Here is a 22,864-nt window from a genome sequence, read left to right as displayed (position 1 = left end):
AATGTATCTATTTGACACAGCTCTTTAAAATTGTCTTTTAATAGATTTCTTTAAAATTATCTTTTAATAGATTTCTTTAAAATTATCTTTTAATAGATTTCTTTAAAATTATCTTTTAATAGATTTATTTAAAAGCACATTCCAAATAAACTCATATCTCCAACTTTATTTTGAATTTCTGTTAAAACCAGCAGTTAATATGCTATGAAACTCAATAACGAAAAAAGGACAAGTTCCAACTATTGCGATATGTACCTCATCTATTTGCGTTCAGAAGGGCAGGGATAAGGCTATAGAACTCAAACATTGCCCTATTTTTCTGTTTTCATCAAACTTTTCTTAAAAGTTTTCAATCAAAACGATTTAAAAGGCTCGCTTTTCTAGCTGCCTGGTTTCAGGCCTGTTTAAGAAGTACTTTCATATCCTCTTCGACAGTTGTATTAGGTCTGAGACTGAAATTTTCAACCAGTACTTTAACAACATTAGGGGAGAGGAAAGCTGGAAGTGTCGGACCGAGTGTGATATTCTTTACACCGAGGCTCAACAGGGCGAGCAGCACAAGCACGGCTTTTTGCTCGTACCAGGCTATATTGTATGAGACAGGAAGGTCATTTATATCCTCAAGCCCGAAAGCCTCTGCAAGTTTCTGCGCTATTACAACAAGTGAATAGGAATCATTGCACTGCCCGGCATCGATTACTCTTGGGATTCCTTCGATATCACCAAGATCGAGTTTATTGTATCGGTATTTGGCACAGCCTGCAGTCAGGATCACTGTATCTTTAGGGAGAGCCTTTGCAAAATCGGTATAGTAAGTTCTTTCTTTCTGCCTGCCGTCGCAGCCTGCCATAACCATAAACCTGCTGATCTTTCCGGTTTTTACGGCGTCTATAATTTTATCCGCAACCGAGAGAGCTGCCTCGTGTGCAAATCCTGCGGTTATGGTTCCGCTTTCGATTGGCTCTGGAGGCTTGCTCGCTTTTGCCTGCTCGATTAGAGGGGTGAAATCTTTTGTGCCGTCTTCGTTTTCGTAGATATGGGTAAGCCCTTCAAACCCAACTATCCCTGTAGTATAAATCCGGTTTTTATATGACTCTCTTGGGGGGATTATGCAATTAGTAGTCATGAGGATTGGGCCGTTGAACTTTTCAAATTCTTCGTTCTGTTTCCACCAGGCGTTACCGTAATTGCCTGCGAAGTTATCGTATTTCTTGAAGACAGGGTAAGAATTTGCTGGAAGCATTTCCCCGTGCGTATAAACATCAATTCCTGTGCCCTTTGTCTGCTCGAGAAGCTGTTCCAGATCCCGCAGGTCGTGACCGCTAATAAGAATTCCTGGCCTGTTCCTCACGCCAATATTAACGGCTGTCGGCTCCGGGTTTCCATAGGTTTCGGTATTTGCCTTATCTAGTAAGGCAAGGACGGAGACACCTTTTTGCCCGCATTCCATAACTAGACCAATCAAGGCATCCATACCGATGCTATCGTCCGTAGTCGAAACCAGTCCTTTTTCTATAAACTCATAAATCGCTTCATCCTTATATCCCAGGATATAAGCGTGGTGAGCATAAGCAGCCAGCCCTTTAAGGCCGTAAGTCAGGAGCTCCCGAAGAGACCTGATGTCCTCATCCTGTGTGGAATGGACAGCATCCATACTTTCTATATTTTCCTGAGTAACCGTAGCCACAGCAGGCAAGTCTTTTTCGGAAGGCAGCGTTCCCGGAGGCAGTTTTGCCTTAATGGAATCCCGGATCTCAAACCCTTTTTTTATATAAGATTCAATCGCCTTTTTGTCAAAGTTGGTATTTGTAAGAGTGACAAAGAACCCGTCGAGCACAAACCTAACGGTTGCTTCTTCGTTAAGACCATATTCCCTTGCCTTCAGGTCAAAGAACGAGATGCTTTTAAGGACATAGAGCAGTCTGTCCTGGAAATCTGCAGCTTCCCCTTTTTTGCCGCAAACCCCGTTTTTAGTACAACCTTTCACGTTAAGCGCTTCCTGACATTGGTTACAGAACATTTGTTCACCTCAAACTTAACTATCAAGAGATTTCCTGTCTATTCCAACTTTAAATTTCATTTATTTCCAGGCTCTTTTAAACATTCCACACAAAGTATATTTTTGATACCGGTATATTTCGTATACTATAAAATAGAAGACATCAACTAATATATAGGGGACAGTTTCGAAGTAGGTACTGGAAAAATATTATTTATTGAACATTGGCCTGCCCTCGCTTTAATCAATTTTTATTCTTCCTTGAAAAAGCTTGGCATGCTCCTCAATTGAGCAGAAATACTCAATCAGCCTGTTTTCCCGGCTCTCAGATTGTTAAATTTCATCTTTGTGACTGTTTTACAGTTTATTTAAGGAATAGCTTCTTTTAACTGAGGCTTCAGGGTACAATTTTTAGTAGTTTTGTTATAATTGCAGTGGTTTTTGTTATCTCAGGCAAATGTCAACCTATTGTAAACGGAAACATTTATCTTAAAGTAAACAATATGGTTCGATGTCGATTTGCACCAAATTAATGGTTAACAATAACGAATTAATTATCATTAGCTAAAAAATTACAAGTCTATTAGTAAATCCAGTAAAGGTGTTCAGTAAGAAATTCAGTATCGGATTCCATAGTAAATTTAAGAATCAGTTCAGCAGCAAACTAAGGTCTAAGCTGTACGCAGTGAGGATTCATTTCATGAATAGAAAAACCGTTTTTCCAAAAGTAATGTGTACCCAGCATCCGGACTCGGCATCAAGATATATATCTACGCAGGAAGAGCCGGAAGAAGCTATAGAGGCTGCACAGGTATTCGGCTGTGATGAGTATATGCCGGATTATGAAGGGAAGGCAACTCCCTACCATCAGAATGTCCAGATTGTATCGAAATTCATAGAAGAAACAGACCTGATCCCAGGAAAAGACATTTTTATTACTCCTCGGGCTCCGAGTGCGGTTCAGGAAAACCGGTTCAGACAGCTTATGGTTATGATGTCAATTGCTGAGGCTAATTACAATGCCCTTGAATACTCGGATATTCAGGCAATCAACGAATTCGTGCATCCCATGACAGACAGCGTCAGGGAAATCATTGAAGCTCAGCAGCATATGGTAGACGTAAGTGAACTTGCAAAAAAAGAATTCGGTTTCTCAATGGAGGTTCCGCGTATAATTCCTCTTATAGAGGATGCTCCTGCGTTGCTGCATGCGAGAGAACTTGCAGAAAACACGCTTCTTGCCTGGAAAGGACATTTCGGGACAGATCCCGAGAAATTCAGGGTATTTCTAGGTAAGTCTGACTCTGCCCTTTCCTTCGGGCATGTTGCGAGCACACTTTCATGCAAATACGCAATAAACGGAATCTGCGAACTAAATTCCGAACTCGACACCCAAACTGGTATTATATTCGGAGCAGGAACACTGCCTTTCAGAGGACACCTGGACCTGAAGAATGCAGAAAATTTTTTCAGGGAATACCGTGGAGTCGGAACGATTACTCTCCAATCCGCGCTCAGGTACAGTCATAAAAAAGGAGATGCCGAGTCCCTGGTAAACCTTGCAAAAGCCAGGCTACCTGAAACGCCTGAGTTTTTTTCCGTCGAAGAAAAAGAAGAAATAATAAACCTCATTGGGATATTTGGAACAAGTTACAGCCGTATTCTCAGGCAACTGGCTCCCGTAATAAACCGGGTAGCTGACCTTCTCCCACAGCAGCGGGATCGTCTTATGCACAAAGGTACAGGAGGCTATTCAAGAAGCGCTCCTGATATCTCAGGTCTGGTTAAGTTCTGCCGTACCGATATCGCAAAAGAGCTTGAAGCCAGTATGCCTGCTGAAGACCTTCATCTTCCAAGGGCAATTAAGTTTACAGGCGCTCTTTATTCTATAGGCCTGCCTCCGGAATTCATAGGGACAGGCCGTGCTCTTGAAGAAGCCCGGAAGAAACTCGGAGAAGCTGCCTGTGAAAACCTGCTTACAAAGTACTTCCCTTCCCTTGAAGGTGACCTGAATTTTGCATCAGGATATCTGGATCTCAATGTAGCTTCCCGCTTCCTATCCAGGGATTGTCTGAAGGAAGTCCGCAAAGATTTGGATATCCTGCATGAGATCTTTGATCTTGAAACAAGTCCCGAACCTTCTTACCGCATCCTGGTAGAAATGATGCAGCCTGACCTCCTGCAAGCAGGAAGCAGGGGAAATTGCATGGATGAAGAAGTTTCCCAGCTTGTATGCTCGACACTAACCAAAATGGGAAAAATAAGAAAGGCTCTCGGTTAAGTTCTTCAGTCTCCGATCGATTGACTTTTTCTTTTTTCTTTCTTTTTTCTTTCTTTTTGTCTTCCTTCAGTGTTGCTGGCCGTAGACCTCATTTTTAATCAAATTTATCACTGATTATTAACTCTTTCCGTGGCATTGCTCTCTTTTGAGCTATTTTGTGCAACAGGAGTATTTGCCATTTTTGAAGCAATGACGTCAGTAAGATCAGTACTTAAACTTGTGCTATCAGCACTTAAACTTGTAAGATCAGTACTGGAGTTTGCAAGAGGGAGCGCCTTCTGCTGTGGATTGGATACGGGTACAAGCGGCAGATTATCCGTAAAGTTGGTTTCGTTATACTTTATATCTGCAATGCCGTTTTCATCCCTATCCTGTGCGGTTTGAGAGAAACCTGTCCCTGCCGGGCTTGCCCAGAAGTTGCCTCCAAGGTATGGCCCTCCTACAATGTTTACGCCTGCTTTCATTTCTGTGTTCCAGGTATTTCTCCTGTTTCCGACTTCTACATTAAAGACATTATTGAGATAGTTGTCGAACATAGTGTTGTTATCACAGGCTGGACACATAGAAAGACCTGAGATATAATTGAAAGCAAGAATATTTCCCGAAAGCGTGCTATTGTCCGAGGAGTTCAGACGAATGCCCAAGTTACTTTTGTTAATCGTGTTCCCTGAAATTATGCTGTAGTTTGAGTGTGAAATCCACATTCCGTACCGTATGTTCTCCAAAATATTATTCCCTGAAATTGTGTTCAGATTTGAATTTGTCAGATAAATTCCCATATCGTTTTTGCTTATCGTATTGTTATTGAGATTGTTACTGCTTGAATTTATAAAGTAAAAACCGTAACCTGCATTCAAACTTGCTGTATTCCCTGTCAGGTTATTGTCGCTGCAATTATTTCCCAGGACAATTCCATGATGGTTTGAACTGGCACTGTTATTTGAGAGTATATTTCCTTCCGAGTGCATGAGCTGGATTCCGTATCTCTCGTTCAGGTTCATTTTATTGTCCGTAATCATGTTATTTTTTGAGTTACTCAGATACATCCCGAGGTAATTTTCCGAAAGGTCATTGTTACTTATAGTACATTGACTGCATCCGGCTAAATAAATTCCTGTTACTTCAGCATATTGGGCTGATCGGACTTTAAACCCGTTAATCGTTATATTATTTGCTCGTATGTGAAATACGTTTATGTTCGGGTTGTTTGCACTAACTATTGTATCCTCAGGATTCCCGGATTCGGATCTTACTGTCAGATTCTGGGTACCGATTATAATGTTTTCGGAATAGTTTCCGGGCTTTACGATTATCAAATCACCTGAACTTGTATTGTTTACTGCGGCCTGTATTGATTCTCCAGGCTGGACGAGAATCTCAATTGCAGTCCCGTTACTCGAACTTAACGTGAAAATAAGAAAGGCTACAAGTAAGTTGACAAATCTGTTTATTTTAATCCCCCACATTCAATATAAAATATTATTTAGTTTTCTATTAATAAACTAAAATTTAAACACCAATGGATATCAATATATTGAATCACAATAGTATTAAAATTAAGAGATAAAAATTTAAAGCAAAAAGGTCAATAGAGAACTTTCACAAAAATAAACATAATCTTTCTTTTTTCATGTCTGGAATATGAAAATCAGCAAATCGCTGCAACTACTGATAAACTATCAATAAGCTTTTAATAAATATTTTGTGAATGTTCAAACTCTATATGAAATGGGTAATTCTATATGAAGTGGATTTCTACTGTTCTGTAAACTGACTCTGGAATGCAAGTTACCTGGTTAGGATATTATAAATAATTGTATACGTATAATAATCGTTATAGAACATTTGTGCTTCTTTGAATGATTTCTTTGAATGATTTCTTTGAATGATTTCTTTGAATGATTTCTTTGAATGATTTCTTTGAATGATTTCTTTGAATGATTTCTTTGAATGATTTCTTTGAATGAGTTATTTATACAACTTCTCTAAAATAATAATTCTTCCAGAAACGGTTGGTCTAGCTGAAGTAACTTCAATAAGTGATTCTGTTAAATGGAGTAAACCTAGTTGTAAAAACTTTAAAGACCTGTAAGGGTTGGGTCAGGTCGATATTGAAATTCTAAAATATTATATAATATTTTCTAAAAGATTATAATATTTTCTAAACTGTTATGATATATAGAGTAAACATTCTGGAATGTATTTTTAACCTTGTCTCTTAAGCTGGAGAGAAGTATGAAAAATAGTATTAGAAATTCTGGTATTGATTCCATTGGGAGTGTGCCCTGGGGAACACATTTCTGCCAATTTTACCAGAATAAAGAAGAATTGAAGGATATAATTATTCCGTATTTAAAAGCCGGACTGGAGAGTAACGAATTTTGCATCTGGATTGCATCGAATCATCTGGAAGTAAAAGAGGCAGAAGAAGTATTGAAAACAGCTGTTACCAATGCTGATACTTACCTGGAAAAGAAACAAATCGAGATTATCTCCTTAAATCATTGGTATATAGAAAACGAAACTTTTGATTTTCAGGAAGTCTTAAACGATTTAATTGATAAAATAAATAAGTCGTTAGCAGGTGGTTATGATGGTTTGAGATTGATCAAGAATACCTCCTCGCTAGAAAACGAAAGTTGGAATAACTTTGTTAATTATGAAAGAGGAATGGACTCTATCATAAACAAATGTCCAGTCATAGCACTGTGTACCTATTCTCTAGATACATGCAGTGCTGTCGATGTTATTGAGATTGCCGCAAATCATCAACTTGTTTTGGCAAAAAAAGAAGGAAAGTGGGAGAAAATAGAAAACTCCGAAAGAGAAAGTCATGCTGAGTGCAGACAAACTGAAGAAGCTCTTCGGAAAAGTGAAGAGCGTTACCGTATGCTCTTTACAAACATGACCGATGGCTTCGGTCTTTTAGAGGTCATCTACGATAAAAAGGGTAAGCCACACGACTATCGTTACCTTGAACTTAATCCCGCTTTTGAACTCATTTTAGGAGTAAAAAGGGAACAGATCCTGGGCAAAACTATGCTGGAAGTATTCCCCAATGTGAGCCCTATAGCAATTGAGAAGTATAACGAAGTGGCACTTTCAGGCAAGCCGACGCACTTTGAGATCGGTAGTGAAATAGCGCATAAACATCTGGATATCTATGTTTTCAGTCCTGAGAAAGGGAAGGTAGCACTGATTCTAAGAGATATCACCAAACGTAAACAGATGGAGAGGGAACTGCAAGAAAGCGAGGAAAAATACCGCAATATAATTGAAACAGCCAGTGAAGGTATATGGATAGGTGATCCTGAAGCCAGGACTATTTATGTTAATAAAAGATTAGCTGAAATGTTAAGATACACTCAGGACGAAATGATTGGCAGATTGGCGTGGGATTTTGTAATTGAGGAAAATAAGCTAACTGTTAAAAAGAATCTTGAAGACAGACGGCGTGGTATTGATAGGAGCTACGAGTTTAAGTTCATACGTAAAGATGGCTCACCATTATGGACAATTGTAAGTGGTAAAGCTCTATTTGACAACAATGGTAAGTTTATAGGCAACATGGCAATGTTTACTGACATCACTCAGAGAAAGGAAACAGAAGAGAAATTGAAAAGTACACTCGACAACCTGGAAAAACTGGTTAAAGAACGTACAGCCGAGCTTGAAAATGCTTATAATTCTTTAAAAAAGAGTGAAAAAGGTCTTGCTGAAGCTCAAAAAATGGCTCATGTTGGAAACTGGGAATGGGATATTACTGCTGATAAAGCATACTGGTCTGATGAGCTATATCGAATTTTTAAACGCAATCCACAAAAATCAGGACCACCTTATAATGAATTCTTAAATTACATACACCCAGATAATCGAGATCTCGTCAAAAATGTCACTAAGGAAGCCATAAACGGAAAGCCTTACAGTATTGAGTGCAAGATTGTTCGGGATGATGGGGAAGAACGTATAATCCATATGCAGTCAGAGGTTATTTTTGATGAAAAAAATAACCCTGTCCAAATTAGAGGAATACTCCAGGATATCACCGAGTATCAAAGAATGGAGGATGCCTTGCGTCAGAATGAGGAGTTGCTTTCTGCTTTCCTTGAGCAACTGCCAGTAGGTACTGGACTTGTCGATCCTCAAGGACGTTTGATGGTTAACAATAGCATATTCCGTCGTTTCATAGGTAGTGTCATTCCATCACATGATTCTGAAAATAGCTGGCGTTGGCGAGCATGGGGAACTAACGGCCGCTTACTCAATGAGTCCCAATGGCCGGGTGAGAGAGCACTTCAAGGTGAAAATGTCACTTGCGGAACGGATTTTCTCTATACCTCCAGTGACGGACGAGAAATATGGGTACGAATAAGCGCTGTTCCCTTCCGTGACAGGGAAGGAAAGATCAAAGGTGTCATTGTTGTCCTTCAGGATATAGACGAACAAAAGCGGAGCCAGGAGGCTCTGCAAAAAATCGAAAAGATTCGCATAAAAGAAATTCACCACAGGATTAAAAATAATCTGCAGGTGGTTTCGTCTTTGCTTGATCTTCAAGCAGAAACCTTCTCTCACCTTGAGGTTTGTAAGACTCTGGAGGTTATCGAGGCTTTTATGGAAAGCCGGAGTCGAGTAATTTCTATGGCCCTTATTCATGAGGAGCTATATAAAGGGGATAAAATCGACACACTTGACTTTGCAGCTTACTTAAAAAAATTGACTGTAGATCTTCTTGACTCTTACAATCTGGGAAATAAGGATATCAGTTTCAAGCTTAATCTTGAACAGGTTTATCTTGGCATGGATACTGCAATTCCTCTGGGAATTATTGTAAACGAGCTGGTCTCAAATTCATTTAAGCATGCTTTTCCTGCTGGAGGAAAAGGCGAGATCCGGATAAATCTCTGCAGGACAGAAACTTCTGCCGTCAAAAATAATGTCTCCGTTCTGGATGAGGAATGTATTGAAAAAAATGGCTTTGACTATGTACTCGAAGTATCGGACAATGGAAAAGGAATTTCGCAAGAAATTAACTTTCCCAGTGCGGACTCCCTGGGTCTTCAGCTTGTAACTATTCTTGTTGAACAGATAGATAGCTGTGTAAAGCTTAAAAGAGACCATGGAACGAAATTCACGATATGGTTTAGTGATGTAGAGAAATAAGTCTACCTCTACACAATAAAACAATTTACTTATTATAATTCTTGAAATTTAGATTGACCATTGGTCTTTTTCCATTGAATAAGCAACTTCTTATACTGATCTGAAACTAACTATTGTTCTACAAGTAATTTTTTAGTGTAGTATGAGCTCATAATTAATATTTAAATGTTGTTTGATAAAAAAACATTTTTCACGAGAATATTATTTTTTCAGAATCAATTTTTCATATAAATAATGTTAAATAAATTTGAGAACTATTATAAATTGTAACCCCACGAGAGAGTAAAAACGAACAAAACGAACGAATTTAGACCAAACGAACGAATTTAGACCATATGAGAAAAACGAATGGATCAACACAAATGGGAATGGGAAAGTGACTGGTGGGATATGTGAGTAAATAATTTCCTGGAAGATGTTCTAACCCAAATAAATTTCATAGATACAGTATATTTTTCATAGATACAGTATATTTTTGAGCTACTGTATCGGGATAAAGTAACAGGAATAAAAATCTTCCAGGTTCATTCAATTTTTTTAACGTGATTTTTGAGTATTGTATCATTTTTAACTAACGGGATATCATCTGAAATATGAATTTTTTTTGCTTATCTTACTACCGGATACACATAATCATTTAAGGTAATGATGCTGTCATTTTAAAAAAATTGATTTTCTAAATTAAATATTCTTAGTACACAGCTTGTAAATATTCTTATTAAGCAAATAGATAGGCATAATAGTGCTTAAAGGTATCAAGCAATAGAATTTACGATAAGGTTTAGCAATATAGAAGCATGAATAGAAGGCATTGACCGGTAATTTTTTTTCAAAAATATTTATTTATAAATATAAATATAGAATAATTTTTCACATTAAAATTTTTTGCTTGAAAAAAATGTTTTCTCGATAGGAATTTTTGATATAAATAATTTAAAATAATTCAAATTATTAGTATATTATGGAGTTGTGAAGGCGAGTAGAAAGGTAAACTAAAATCTACCACACCACCTAAAGATTGCCTGGATAATCACCTATCTTTCTTAGAACAGGGTTTGGGGAACACTGTTTAAAGAGCTGTTGGGTATAGTCCATGAATACTGGGATCTCGGACTCCCTACATATTCTTTCTACTGCCTTCTCACTTCATGTTCCTCCTGAAATTCTTCAGTTTTTGTTTAATTTATTTATTTATTTATTTATTTATTTAAAGCTGTCTAATCTATTTTATTTAAAGCAACTTATTAAGATCTAAGGTTCTGTAAGTTTTATGATCTGAAGCATTTTTTCCTTAACTATTTTTTTATTTTCCTCAGTTACCATAAATTTGTTTTAGAAGATACTTCAATAATATTTTTTGCAGTAAAACACGGTACATAAGGAAAAATAATTTTACAGAAAACCAGCATACTTTGCTACCGTAAAACTATTGTTCGACTTTGAAATATTTTATGCTAGACTGCCTTTTGTTCATAAACAATTTTTCATATAAATAATTTAAAATAATTAAGAGGATAATTGAATAACTACTGGGAAAATTGTTTATTGTAATATGAAAGGAATTTGATTGCTATCTGTTAGGTGCTGGCAGAATCAATCTAAAATTTTGCAATCCCAGGAATAAAGATTTCTAGACCAGTATATATGTCTTCAAATTTGATTTAACTGATGTTTTACTGGCCAGAAGGAGGGATAGGGAAAAACTGTCAATGTATCTAAGATCAGTTTATAGGGGTAATTTAAATATTACATAAAAACTGGGAATTTCTTGAAAATCAATAAATGTTTATTGAAGATAATAAATATTTATTGAAAGTGATGGATACTTGATCAAAGTATAAAGTTTATACAAGTTGTTAGAAGTGTAATTGATTAAGTGTTGAATAACTGACTCAGTAATTGAATAACTGACTCAGTAATTGAACAACTGATTCAGGAGTTGAATCTATGACCCATCATAAAGAAGAAAAGAAGGCAGAAGCAAAGGATGAAGACGCAAAAGTTGAACCGATACACCCCTCTGAACAAAGAGGAGGTAAAAAGAAAGGTCTTCTTGACACCTGCAAGTAAGCAGGCTCTTATCCGCTAGTGGGGTGATTCCTTAATAGTGTCAGAAGACAAGTACACTCCGTGTTTAAAAAAGTGTAAATATTAACACTTGGCTGTTTGATAAATCTTCCAAGGCACTTAAAGACACATATCTTTTAAGTATCATCCCATAGCGAATTGATTTTTTTCAATTGTTTTTAAAAAATGAATAATTCTAGAAACAGAATAATTTATTAAACTGCTTTGAGATAATAACTTAAAGAAAACGAGGTGAAAGGTTTATGGGTGTATCTGCTAAAGGAGAAAGATATCTTTGTGAGATATGCGGTAACGAAGTCATAGTAGAAGAAGTAGGTGGAGGAACTCTTGTTTGTTGTGGCCAGGAAATGACTCTTATCAGTGAGGAATAAATCATACGTACGTCTTAATTAATAAATTATACTTTCACGCACTTTAACAAAATTTTTTGGCAACTGAACAATTTTTCATCTGGAGGAAAGCTTATGAAATGCTATGAATGCGCCAGAGAAGGTAAAGATACTGACGCTGTTGGAATTTGTATTGCATGTGGTAGAGGGGTTTGCAAAGAGCACCTTATTCGTGAGGAAACTCCTGTTTGGGAAGGAAGTTATCCTGTTGAACTGAAGCCTGACCTTGAACACATTAAAAGAATTTTGTGCCTTCCTTGTCATGAATCCCTGAAGGAAAACTGCTTGTTTAATGAGGTTTGTTGAGGTGATCACGAATGCTTAAATGTTATGATTGCTCTGAAGAAAATAAAGTAAATGAAGCAGTAGGTGTTTGCATTGTCTGTGGAAAAGGACTTTGTATTGACCATATCAAACAAGTAGAGTTGCCAATGAAAGGAGGATATCCACTTCCCCACTTGACGTTAAAGAAAGATCTTCCTAGAATGATGTGTCGTGAGTGCATTGACATCACTTTTGGAGACATGGGCTGCGTCTAAAGCAACAAACTGAGTTTCAAACTCGACTATTCGTGTTTATACCAACAGCTTATTCCCATTGAATGCTGTTTATTAGCTCTCTACTCAAATGTTGGTCTAGAAGACCCGGAAATAGTTTTGGAACAAATTCAATTAAATGTTCATTTGAAGAATCTGCGTCAATCAAACATTCATCGAATAACTTGCATCAGTCAAATATACATTGAATAACCCGTAATTTATATTACTCTTAATTTAACAGTTACTTTTGAATATAATAAATAATTAATATTAGCTTATAGGTAGGTGGCATAATTTGGCAGACCATAAAACAGTAACAGAAAGTATAGAAAAGAAAATGGGATTTAAGCCCCACATCTTAGAAACACTTGAAGAACTTGACCCTGAGTTCCTTTCAAAGTACAGACGCTGTGATGGAAAACTATTATCTGATGGGGCTCTGTCTGCAAAAACAAAAATACTTATGGCTCTTGCAGTTGTGGCATCTAAACAGTGTGAGGCCTGTACGGTGGCGCAGATGAAAAGCGCTCTTAACCATGGAGTCACTAAGGCAGAAATCATGGAAGCTATGGACGTTATCTTTATCACCTCAGGAGCTCCGGCTGTTGCTGCTTGCCGAGAAGCCCTAAAATTACTGAAATAAAACATTTAATACATTAGATAATGTATTTTTTGCGAAATTATACTTCCAGTATGTACTTCTAGTGCCGAGTCAATCATCAAGAATTCAACGATTCCGAAGAATTCCCATCTTTTTTATATGACATTTTACGGTTGACTCGGCACTAGTATGTACTTCTGTATGATGGTTCTGTCAAGTCAGAGCTTGAAATACTTTTTCAGGAGTAATAAGAGTAACAATTAAAGAATAAGAGTAACAATTAAAGAATAAGAGTAACAATTAAAGAATAAGAGTAACAATTAAAGAATAAGAGTAACAATTAAAGAATAAGAGTAACAATTAAAGAATAAGAGTAACAATTAAAGTAAAGCAATCAATAGTGTATGTTATTAAGAAAGATTTTTATCGATGAAAATTTTAACTCTTATAATTTATATTTTAACTCTTATAATTTGTATCAACTTCTGATTTGACAGGACCATTTCTTTTTTAGAACGATGTCATTTTTTTAGATATTGTCAGAACTTCAATCTGGAACTTGTTAGTCTCACTATTATCGTTCAAGCAAAAAGAGATCATGTTACTCATTCAAACTGGAGAAGGCTTCTTTTTAGTTTTCAGAGTTTTCTCTTAACCATAAAAAGTAGTTTGAAACTTTCTTTTTTATAATTAACCTTATATAAAGCAATTCACTATAAATTATTGATTGTATTCAATTTTCATCGAGCTACACTAAATTTCAGGTCACTTGAGTGTGTTTCAAACTCCTATTGAGAAATACACTGTGAAATGCAGGGTGATTGTAATAACCTTATCCCTTGCTCCGATGAAAATAACACAAAAGAGAAATATTTATGGCGTTAGCAAAATCTCCATGGGTTATACACGTGAACTGCAACAGTTGTAATGGCTGTGATATTGAAGTAATTGCTTGTCTTACTCCTCTATATGATGCTGAAAGATTCGGTGTTTTAAACATTGGTACTCCCAAGCAAGCAGATATAATGATAGTCACGGGTGCGGTAAATTACAAAAATGTGAATGTGCTTGTAAATATCTATAACCAGATTCCTGATCCAAAAGTTGTTATAGCAGTCGGAGCGTGTGCATCCACAGGTGGAATTTTCCACGGCTGTTATAATGTAATAGGCGGAGTTGATCAGGTCATACCCGTAGATGTATATGTTCCGGGTTGTTGTCCAAGACCCGAAGCCATACTTGATGGAATAGTTGAAGCTCTTCCGATCCTGGAAGATAAGAAGAAAAGGAATATCAAAGGAGAAGAGATAAAACTCAAAGGAAACGAAGTGCCGGAATCTGCTGATTCCCTGGACACGCCACGTTGAAGTAAAAGTATTTAGTCTTTTTAACTTGATTATATAAGAACCATCTATTCATGTTTTTTCTTTTTATTCAGTTCTGTATTATTTTATAATTTTCTACATCTTTTTTACTTTACCTGTATTTTTTTTTGTTTCACATTTGTTTCATCTGTATTGTTTTTTGTTTCGCATCTTTATTATTTTTAGTTTTTTCTGATTTATCTTTTTTCCATTTCTCTTGTCCTTTTCATAACGTTTGTTTTTAAGTTTGAGCAACAATCTTGATACTGTTTCTAATTCATTCTTGATACTGTTTCTAATTCATTCTTGATGCTGTTTCTAATTCATTCTTGATGCTGTTTCTAACTCGTTTATGTTTTCCATACATTTATCATTACTTCGTTTTCTTCTTTTCAATATACTTTCCTCTCTTTTCCCTTTGTCCAGGTATTTCACTTTTAATTGGCCCATTCACGGGCAAAGCTTTAAATCAGATGGTTCAGTTTATCCCATGTTTCATTTTCGGGATTAGGTCCCGTTGGAATGTAGTCCTGCAGGCAGGGCTGAACCGTGAAACATAAGTGAAACTTGGTGTTTAAATTGGTAAAATCTTTTTACACATACGTACGTGATGCATGGAAAACCCCTGGTGAGACTTACGTGAACGAGCTCCGCTGGGAGCGCATGCAGGTCTGGAGAAAGCAGGGATCTGTGACCAGAATCGAAAGGCCCACAAGAATCGACAAAGCACGCTCTCTCGGATATAAAGCCAAGCAGGGCATCGTCGTCGCCAGAGTAAAAGTACGCCGCGGAGGACTTGGTAAAACAAGGTTCAACCGTGGAAGAAGGACCCAGAGAATGGGTGTGAACAAGATCACAGGTGGCATGAGCATTCAGAGGATTGCCGAAGCCCGTGCAGACCGCAAATACCCGAACCTTGAAGTCCTGAACTCCTACTGGGTAGGGGAGGACGGAAAGAGTAAGTGGTATGAAGTCATTCTTGTAGACCCCTTCCACCCTGTAATAAAGAGCGATAAGAACCTCAACTGGGTATGCGATCCGTCCGTCAGGGACAGAGCTGCAAGGGGTAAGACCAGTGCCGGCCGGAAGGGCAGAGGCATGTCTACACGCGGAAAAGGTACTGAAAAGACCAGACCGAGTATCCGTGCAAACAAGAGTCGAGGCAAGTGATTCATCACATAATACTGCGTGTGATCGCCCACGCAACCGAAGACGTATCCAGAGTCCGTATGGCTCTGGACTTTTTTTTATCCGGTGCCGGCGTACGGGAAGGGAGCAAACTGATTGATGAGCTCCAGGCTGAAGGGCATCATGGAAATCCTATTACTATTCTGAGCGTACAGCTTAAAAGAAAGGCAGACTGTCTGAGTTTTGCCCATTTTGTCCGGGAGAACTTTTCCGAAGAAGATGTAGCAAGGCTCAGGGAAGAAATGCCCGAGAGGCTGGACGATGATCAGGTCTTTCATCTTCGCTTTGACAAGCAGGCTGCATACCTGCAGAAAGTGAAGCTAACTGATTCCTCGGATGCGATCACTGCAAAAGTCAAGATCGAGACTTATCCGAAAAATCGGGAAAAAGCCGGAGCTATCGTGGAGGAGTTGTTTGGGTAAACCTAAATTCTACGATCTTTGCATTCACGCAGTGCCTGACGGGGAGAATGTGGCTGAACAACTTGCTGCCCTTTCCCGATATTTGGGGTACAGTGGGATTGCGCTTACAAACCACTCGGATAAACTTCCTCTATCACAACCTGTATTACCCTCTACTAATGAATTTGAGATTTTTAGAGGAGTCGAGCTTGCAGAAGAAAACCCCTCAAAACTTCACGGACTTATTGGAAAATTCAGGAAATCCGTGGATGTCCTGATAGTGCATGGAGGTTCGGAAACTGTCAACAGGGCTGCTCTGGAAAACCCGAGAGTAGATATCCTGAACCACCCAGCTTTTGCTAAAAGCAGTGGGTTAAACCAGGTGCTTGCAAAGGCTGCAGCTGATAACGATGTTGCAATCGGTCTGACAATAAGGCCTCTTCTTCATTCAAGAGGACCAAGGCGAGTTCGTCTGCTGTCTGATCTGAGAGCAAACCTTGACCTTGCCAGAAAGTACGATGTTCCTCTTGTCCTCTCAAGTGATGCAATGTCATGTTTTGACCTTCGTTCTCCTATGGAGATTCTTGCACTGGCTGAAGTCTGCGGGCTTGAAGAAGATGAGGCCCTTGAAGCCATTACTATTGTGCCTGAAAGAATAATCTCAAGGAATCGGCCTGGTCCAGGCTATATTAGAGAAGGTATTGAGGTACTTGAGGAGGGAGATTACTTTTGAAACGCCTGCTCCCTTCTCTTCGTGCAAAAAAACGTTATCTGGCCTTTGAACTGATTTCCGAGGTACCAGTCAGCAGGAATGATTTAATCAAAGAGGTTATGTTTTCGGCTTCTTCCTTGATTGGAGACGTCACTGCAAGTGAGTGTGATATTAAGGTGCTCGGGTTTGAAGACTCAAAAGGTATTGCTCAGTGTTCACATGCGAGAGTGAAAGAAACCAGAGCATCTCTGGCAACGCTCACACGGATCAATGGAAAAAGGGCAACTGTACATATACTTGGAACTTCAGGCACGATTAAAAGGGCAACCGAGAAATTTCTTCGGAATCATACGACCTTTGAGCCCGAACTCAAGGTTAACTTCAAAAAGGCTGGAGAATTATAAGCTGGGCAGGTTCAGAAAAGCTCAACTGTGGTCTCAGAAAGAAATGAATTTATAATTCGCGAATGCTGAAGCCCGGGTATTTAAAAACCTCAAGTTTTCAGGATCTGGGAAAGTAAATTAAGCAGCTTTTCCGGTTAGTGGCTTTATTCCATTGTTGAGAATCCTCGGATTTGAGGCTTTCAGAAAACTATTATAAAAAACTGTCAGGACGCTGTCTGATATATACTATGATGAATTAGTATATTAATGAGTATATTAGTGTAACAGGTATAACATTGATTGGCAAAGCTGATTGACAGAAAAATAGCTGGTCCGGAGAAAATTCAAACGATTGCGGATCTGATCGAAACGCGGATTGAAACCTAGATAGAGTAAAGCGGTGGAAGCAAAAACCCTTTTATGGAGGGCTTAGAATACGGCTTAAGCACCGGAAAATTTCAGGTTTCACAAGCATTATAACTGAGTAAATACACTTTATTAGCGGACTTAGTTAACCTTGGAACTGGACCTTAAAAACTTTTAAAAAGGCTCCTAAAGTGCGCGAACCTATATTATGGAAAACGTACTTTGCAGGATAGAAGTTTTGCAGGATAGAAGTTTTGCAGGGTAGAAATGCCTTTGAATTCCCTGTAACCGAAGTATTTCCAGCAGGTTTCGTCCAAAAAAAAGTATTTCAGGATTGGAAGTTCCGAATAGAAGGTAAAAAACTCTAATAAGGAAGAAACACGTTATAGGAAATCAAAAATCGGTTTCCTTACCTGAATGCTGGGTCGGGGACTTTAAGCTCCTGAATTTTCGGGACATCCTCGCAGCAGTTTATCACTGACCAAAGCCTTTTTGGGGAGGGCAGTGATTTAGCTACGAGCCTGCGGATAGAGATCCTTTAAGGAAAAAAGACCGGTTTCTTGCCGGGAAGATGACAACAATATAAAATAAAAACTAAGGGAGATACGGAATATGCAGATGGCACCACAGATGGGCTATGACAGGGCAATTACGGTTTTCAGCCCTGATGGAAGACTTTTTCAAGTAGAATATGCCCGCGAAGCGGTCAAGAGGGGAACAACAGCCGTGGGAATCAAGGCAGCGGATGGGGTAGTGCTGCTCGTTGACAAGCGAATAACTAGCAGGCTTGTAGAAGCCGAGTCAATCGAAAAGATTTTTCAGATTGACGACCACATAGGAGCTGCGACCTCAGGGCTTGTGGCAGATGCCCGCTCCCTTGTTGACAGAGCTCGTGTAGAAGCGCAGGTTAACAGGGTTTCTTATGATGAACCCATAGGTGTGGAGGTTATCTCCAAGAAAATCTGTGACCACAAGCAAACTTACACTCAGTATGGTGGAGTTCGCCCATATGGGACTGCACTTCTTATTGCAGGCGTGGACGACAATTTGCCAAGACTTTTTGAGACTGATCCAAGCGGTGCTCTTCTGGAATACAAGGCAACAGCTATAGGTGCAGGCAGAAACGCAGTGGTTGAGGTCTTTGAAGCAGAGTACAAGCAAGATATGAATATAGATGCGGCTATCCTTCTAGGTATGGATGCACTCTATAGAGCTGCCGAAGGCAAATTTGATGCGTCTACCCTTGAGGTAGGTGTTGTGTCGCTTCAGGATAAGAAATTCAGAAAACTAGTTCCTGAAGAAGTTGAGAATTACGTCCAGCAGATCCTTGCAAAACACAAGGAAACTGAACACAAAGAATAAAATCTATATAACATTTGAGATTGAGTACTCAGAGAATCTTCGGATTCTCAAAATTATATTTTGGAGAAGGTATTTGAAAATGGTGTCCCTGGACGAGGCAGTGACTGCACGGCTTAAGAGAGGCAGTAAACACTTCGAAGTTCTGGTCGAGCCCGAAGGAGCTCTGGCCTACAAGCGAGGAGAAGAAGTAAGCCTTGAAGACATTCTGGCAGTTGAAACTATCTTCGAAGACGCAAACCGAGGGGACCGAGCAGCAGAGTCTGATATTCTCAATGCCTTTGAGACAACGGACCCCTTCAAGATTGCTGCCGTGATCCTGAAAAGCGGGGAGCTTCAGCTCACTGCTGAACAGAGAAAACGCATGCTTGAGGAAAAAAAGAAGAAAGTTATCTATACCATTTCCAGGAATGCAATAAACCCCCAAACAAAAGCACCTCATCCTCCCGCACGGATCGAAAAGGCAATGGAAGAGGCAAAGGTGCACATAGACCCCTTAAAAAGCGTAGATCAGCTGGTCAATATTACAATGAAAGCCATTCGTCCGCTTATACCTATACGCTTTGAAGAGATCAGTATTGCTGTGAAAATCCCTCCCGAATATGCTCCCAAAGCATACGGAGATATTTCCAAGATAGGAAATATTACGAAAGAAGAATGGCAGCGTGACGGCTCCTGGATTGCAGTAGTAAGAATTCCGGCAGGAGTCCAGACTGATTTTTACGCTCTTATAAATCATCTTACTAAGGGAGAGGCTCAAACTAAACTTTTATAAGAGGATGTTGGATGGATAAAAAAATAGTGATCCCTGGTGACCTGCTATCCGAGAATTCGAAAAAAGCCGGATACGGGACTTATGTCAAGAACGACAAGATCTATTCTTTATTTTGTGGTATTGAAAATCTCAAAGAGGATAAAGTTGGAGTGATCCCTCTTGCGGGAGCTTATATCCCTTCCGCAAATGATGTGGTGATCGGGATCGTTATTGTGGTTACGCCATCCAACTGGATAATGGATATTGCTTCTCCTTATGACGGCTTATTCCATGTGTCCGAGTATCCCAGAAGAATAGAGTCCCGGGAGATGCATGAAGTCCTGGACGTAGGTGACTCTATAATCCTTAGAGTAAAAGACGTAGACGATTCTATGAAAGTCGAGCTTACCCTCAGGGATTCGAGCTTCCATAAACTGAAAACAGGTCAGATTGTCGAAGTTGAGCCTGTTAAAGTCCCACGTGTAATAGGACACGGTGGTTCCATGATCTCAATGCTGAAGAAAGAAACAAACTGCAGCATTTTCGTTGGCCAGAACGGCAGAATATGGATCGATGGAAAGGAAGACGATGTGGAACTTTTAAGTAAAGCTCTCCGGAAGATTGAAGCTGAAGCCCAGCGTTCAGGACTGACAGACAGGATATATAACTTTTTGAAAGATGAGCGAAGCAAGCAGAAAGAGGCAAAGCCCGCCAAGTTTTTCAAAAGTGGTAAGAAAGAAGTAAAAGTACCAAAAGAAGATCATTCCGAGGAGATTTACAGGAAGATCGATGTACTGCTGGATCCGAACAACTGAGTTCTGGATAGGCGATTTTAGGGAAGCTTCTGTAAAGTAGTTGTTAGGAGTTTTTTTGGAGATTTAAGTATGAGTGATAAACCTGAAAAATTAATCACTGACGATGGGCTGCGCCTTGACGGGAGGCATGCGGATGAAATCAGGCCCATGAAAATCGAGATCGGCGTTCTTTCGCGAGCCGATGGTTCATGTTATCTTGAATGGGGAAGGAATAAGGTCCTCGTAGGTGTATTTGGCCCGAGAGAAGCTCACCCCCGTCGTTCACAGCGCGCAGATACTGCAGTTATACGTTATAAATATAATATGGCTTCTTTTTCTGTGGAAGACCGTGCCAGGCCCGGACCCAGCAGGCGGAGCATTGAAATTTCAAAAGTTTCCAGGGAAGCTTTTGAACCAGTTATTATGGCAGAGCTTTTCCCAAAAACTGCAATCGATATTTTTGTGGAAGTACTTCAGGCTGATGCAGGGACAAGGACAGCAGCAATTAATGCCTCAAGCATAGCGCTTGCAGATGCAGGCATTCCTATGAAAGGCCTGGTTACTTCATGTGCTTTTGGAAAAGTCGACGGGCAGATTGTGCTTGACCTCAATAAAGAAGAGGATAATCATGGTGAGGCTGATTTTCCTGTTGCAATGACACAGGATGGAGAAATTACCCTGCTTCAGATGGACGGGAACCTAACTCCTGATGAAATTCGAAAAGGTTTTGAGCTTGCTAAAAAAGGCTGCAAAGAAATTCTTGAAATTCAGCAGGCAGTACTGAGAAAGAAGTTTGAGACTCCTGTTGAAGAGCCTGAAGCTGGAGTCACTGAAGAAGCTGAAGAGACTGAACTAGAAACTTTAGAAACGGAACCTTCTCTTGAATATGCTCCCGAGGCAGCACTTGTAGACGAAATTATTGAGGAAGCCAAGGAGCCTGAGGAAGAGCTCTCCGAAGAGACCGTTGAAGCCTGTGCTGTTAATGAAGAAGCTCCTGAATGCGAGAAGGTTGAAGAGATAATTAAAGATGCTGAGGCTGAAGTAGTAGAAGGGGAAGCCTTAAAAGAAGTTATTGAAGCCGAAATCAAAGAAGAGGAAGCTGAAGAAGAGGCATTTGAGGACGAAGCTGAGTTTGAATCTGCTTTTGAGGCTTCTTTTGAGGAAGTTTCCGAACCTGAGGAGCTTGAAGAGCCTGAGGTTGAAGAAACCGTTTCTGAAGACGAAGCAGAAGTTGAGCCCGAGATAAAGGAATCTGCTGATGAGGAAGCTCAGCTTGAAGAAGAAAAGGCAGAGGTTGAAGAAGAGTCTCAGCTTGAGCAGGAAGTACAGCCTGAAGAGGAAGTACAGCCTGAAGAGGAAGTGCAGCCTGAAGAGGAAGTACAGCCTGAAGAAGAAGTACAACCTGAAGAAGAATTGCAGCCTGAAGAAAAAGCTGGGACGGAAGAGGTTGTTTCAAAAGGAGCTTTTGAATCTGAGCCAGAGATAGAGTCCGAAGCCGAATCGAGAAAAGAGGCTCTTGAACAGACAGTAGAAGAGCCTGAAGAGGAGTGCAAAGGGCCCTGGAAGGTAGTCAAAGACCCCTCTGAATCCGGAAGCAGAGGTGAAAACGATGAGTGAAGTTATTGCTACGCTTAAGAAGGATTACATTTACAACCTTATGATTAAGGGAAAGCGCCAGGATGGACGCGGATTTAAAGATTTCAGAGATATCAAGCTCGAAACAAATGTTATCTCAAAAGCCGAGGGCTCGGCAAAAGTAACCCTTGGAGACACTCAGGTTCTTGTGGGGGTTAAGCTACAGCCAGGAACTCCTTTTCCGGATTCTCAGGACGAAGGCGTAATTATTACTAATCTGGAACTCAATCCTATTGCTTCCCCGGAGTTTGAGCCAGGTCCACCCAGAGAAGAAGCAATCGAAATGGCAAGGGTTGTAGACAGGGGAATCAGGGAAGCAGGCGCAATTGATATAAAGAAGCTTTGCATAAGCGTTGGAGAATCCGTCTGGATCGTCTATATAGATGTTCATGTCCTCAATGATGACGGAAATGTCATTGATGCATCCTGTCTCGCTGCTATTGCGGCTCTTATGACTACAGTCGTCCCGAATGAGCAGCAGGGAATCGGTGCGGACGTACCTCTTGCAATGAAAGAGATGCCTGTGGGCGTGACTCTTGCCAAAATCGGTTCAAAGCTGATGGTGGATCCATCACTGGATGAGGAAGCGGTTTGTGAGACAAAACTAACTGTGGTCTCAAGTTCTGACGGATCTATCGCAGGCATGCAGAAAATGGGTCCTGCTCCGTTCACTGAGGCTGAGGTGCTGGAAGCAATAGATATGGCATGCGAAAAGGCAGCCGAACTCAGGGAGCTTTACCTGGAAGAACTGGTAAAGAAGGAATGACAAAGCAGGACTAATTAAGTATAAATATTAAATGCAGTATTACGGTCTAAGTATACGTGCAAGTGTGATTATAGAACCTGTCTGG

General features: G+C 39.6%; 19 protein-coding genes. 17 read left to right on the top strand and 2 right to left on the bottom strand.

Annotated features, from left to right (window positions below):
- Positions 1–394 precede the first annotated feature (394 nt).
- Positions 395–2,020, bottom strand: coding sequence for a hydroxylamine reductase (hcp, locus tag MSBR3_RS05000; protein WP_048106843.1), 1,626 nt, complete (start codon positions 2,018–2,020; stop codon positions 395–397).
- 679 nt (positions 2,021–2,699) lie between these two features.
- Between hcp and ppcA the strand changes: the two genes are divergently transcribed.
- Complete coding sequence (gene ppcA, locus MSBR3_RS04995; RefSeq protein WP_048106842.1) at positions 2,700–4,280, top strand: phosphoenolpyruvate carboxylase; 1,581 nt, start codon at positions 2,700–2,702, stop codon at positions 4,278–4,280.
- 107 nt (positions 4,281–4,387) lie between these two features.
- Here the strand turns inward: ppcA and MSBR3_RS04990 are convergent, their stop codons facing one another.
- Positions 4,388–5,746 carry a right-handed parallel beta-helix repeat-containing protein gene (locus MSBR3_RS04990; protein ID WP_052723288.1) on the bottom strand — a complete coding sequence of 453 codons (1,359 nt, stop codon included), beginning with the start codon at positions 5,744–5,746 and terminating at the stop codon, positions 4,388–4,390.
- Positions 5,747–6,515: 769 nt separating this feature from the next.
- On the opposite strand from MSBR3_RS04990, the gene MSBR3_RS18810 reads away from it, so the two are divergent.
- From MSBR3_RS18810 to rrp42, 16 genes are all read left to right on the top strand, one after another.
- Positions 6,516–9,440, top strand: coding sequence for a PAS domain S-box protein (locus tag MSBR3_RS18810; RefSeq protein WP_052723287.1), 2,925 nt, complete (start codon positions 6,516–6,518; stop codon positions 9,438–9,440).
- A 1,947-nt stretch (positions 9,441–11,387) separates the two neighbouring features.
- On the top strand, positions 11,388–11,510 hold the full coding sequence (locus tag MSBR3_RS21365; protein WP_268989118.1) for a hypothetical protein: 123 nt from the start codon (positions 11,388–11,390) through the stop codon (positions 11,508–11,510).
- Positions 11,511–11,770: 260 nt separating this feature from the next.
- Positions 11,771–11,899: a desulfoferrodoxin FeS4 iron-binding domain-containing protein gene (locus MSBR3_RS04980; RefSeq protein ID WP_048106841.1), complete on the top strand. Its 129-nt coding sequence runs from the start codon at positions 11,771–11,773 to the stop codon at positions 11,897–11,899.
- Positions 11,900–11,992: 93 nt separating this feature from the next.
- Complete coding sequence (locus tag MSBR3_RS04975; RefSeq protein ID WP_048106840.1) at positions 11,993–12,223, top strand: DUF2180 family protein; 231 nt, start codon at positions 11,993–11,995, stop codon at positions 12,221–12,223.
- Between the two features lie 11 nt (positions 12,224–12,234).
- Positions 12,235–12,456: a DUF2180 family protein gene (locus MSBR3_RS04970; protein WP_048106839.1), complete on the top strand. Its 222-nt coding sequence runs from the start codon at positions 12,235–12,237 to the stop codon at positions 12,454–12,456.
- 295 nt (positions 12,457–12,751) lie between these two features.
- A complete protein-coding gene (locus MSBR3_RS04965) occupies positions 12,752–13,099 on the top strand; it encodes a carboxymuconolactone decarboxylase family protein (protein ID WP_048106837.1) in 348 nt (115 codons plus the stop codon).
- 833 nt (positions 13,100–13,932) lie between these two features.
- Positions 13,933–14,424, top strand: coding sequence for an NADH-quinone oxidoreductase subunit B family protein (locus MSBR3_RS04960; protein ID WP_048106836.1), 492 nt, complete (start codon positions 13,933–13,935; stop codon positions 14,422–14,424).
- Positions 14,425–15,000: 576 nt separating this feature from the next.
- Positions 15,001–15,591, top strand: coding sequence for a 50S ribosomal protein L15e (locus tag MSBR3_RS04955; RefSeq protein WP_196297013.1), 591 nt, complete (start codon positions 15,001–15,003; stop codon positions 15,589–15,591).
- Positions 15,588–16,031 (top strand): RNA-binding protein, encoded by a 444-nt coding sequence (locus MSBR3_RS04950; RefSeq protein WP_080942202.1) that lies wholly within the window; start codon positions 15,588–15,590, stop codon positions 16,029–16,031. Before MSBR3_RS04955 ends, MSBR3_RS04950 begins: the two co-directional genes overlap by 4 nt.
- A complete protein-coding gene (gene rnp3, locus MSBR3_RS04945; protein WP_048106834.1) occupies positions 16,024–16,743 on the top strand; it encodes a ribonuclease P protein component 3 in 720 nt (239 codons plus the stop codon). Before MSBR3_RS04950 ends, rnp3 begins: the two co-directional genes overlap by 8 nt.
- Positions 16,740–17,126 carry an Rpp14/Pop5 family protein gene (locus MSBR3_RS04940; protein WP_048106833.1) on the top strand — a complete coding sequence of 129 codons (387 nt, stop codon included), beginning with the start codon at positions 16,740–16,742 and terminating at the stop codon, positions 17,124–17,126. Before rnp3 ends, MSBR3_RS04940 begins: the two co-directional genes overlap by 4 nt.
- A gap of 957 nt (positions 17,127–18,083) precedes the next feature.
- Positions 18,084–18,833 (top strand): archaeal proteasome endopeptidase complex subunit alpha, encoded by a 750-nt coding sequence (psmA, locus tag MSBR3_RS04935; protein ID WP_048106832.1) that lies wholly within the window; start codon positions 18,084–18,086, stop codon positions 18,831–18,833.
- Between the two features lie 79 nt (positions 18,834–18,912).
- A complete protein-coding gene (locus MSBR3_RS04930) occupies positions 18,913–19,605 on the top strand; it encodes a ribosome assembly factor SBDS (RefSeq protein ID WP_048106830.1) in 693 nt (230 codons plus the stop codon).
- Between the two features lie 11 nt (positions 19,606–19,616).
- Complete coding sequence (rrp4, locus tag MSBR3_RS04925; RefSeq protein WP_048106829.1) at positions 19,617–20,399, top strand: exosome complex RNA-binding protein Rrp4; 783 nt, start codon at positions 19,617–19,619, stop codon at positions 20,397–20,399.
- Between the two features lie 69 nt (positions 20,400–20,468).
- Positions 20,469–21,995, top strand: coding sequence for an exosome complex exonuclease Rrp41 (gene rrp41 / locus MSBR3_RS04920; protein WP_048106827.1), 1,527 nt, complete (start codon positions 20,469–20,471; stop codon positions 21,993–21,995).
- Positions 21,979–22,779 carry an exosome complex protein Rrp42 gene (gene rrp42 / locus MSBR3_RS04915; RefSeq protein WP_048106823.1) on the top strand — a complete coding sequence of 267 codons (801 nt, stop codon included), beginning with the start codon at positions 21,979–21,981 and terminating at the stop codon, positions 22,777–22,779. The genes rrp41 and rrp42 overlap by 17 nt, the downstream gene beginning before the upstream one ends.
- Positions 22,780–22,864 lie beyond the last annotated feature (85 nt).

The organism is Methanosarcina barkeri 3, assembly GCF_000970305.1.
Taxonomy (GTDB): domain Archaea; phylum Halobacteriota; class Methanosarcinia; order Methanosarcinales; family Methanosarcinaceae; genus Methanosarcina; species Methanosarcina barkeri_A.
This window is presented reverse-complemented; position numbering and strand designations above follow the sequence as displayed.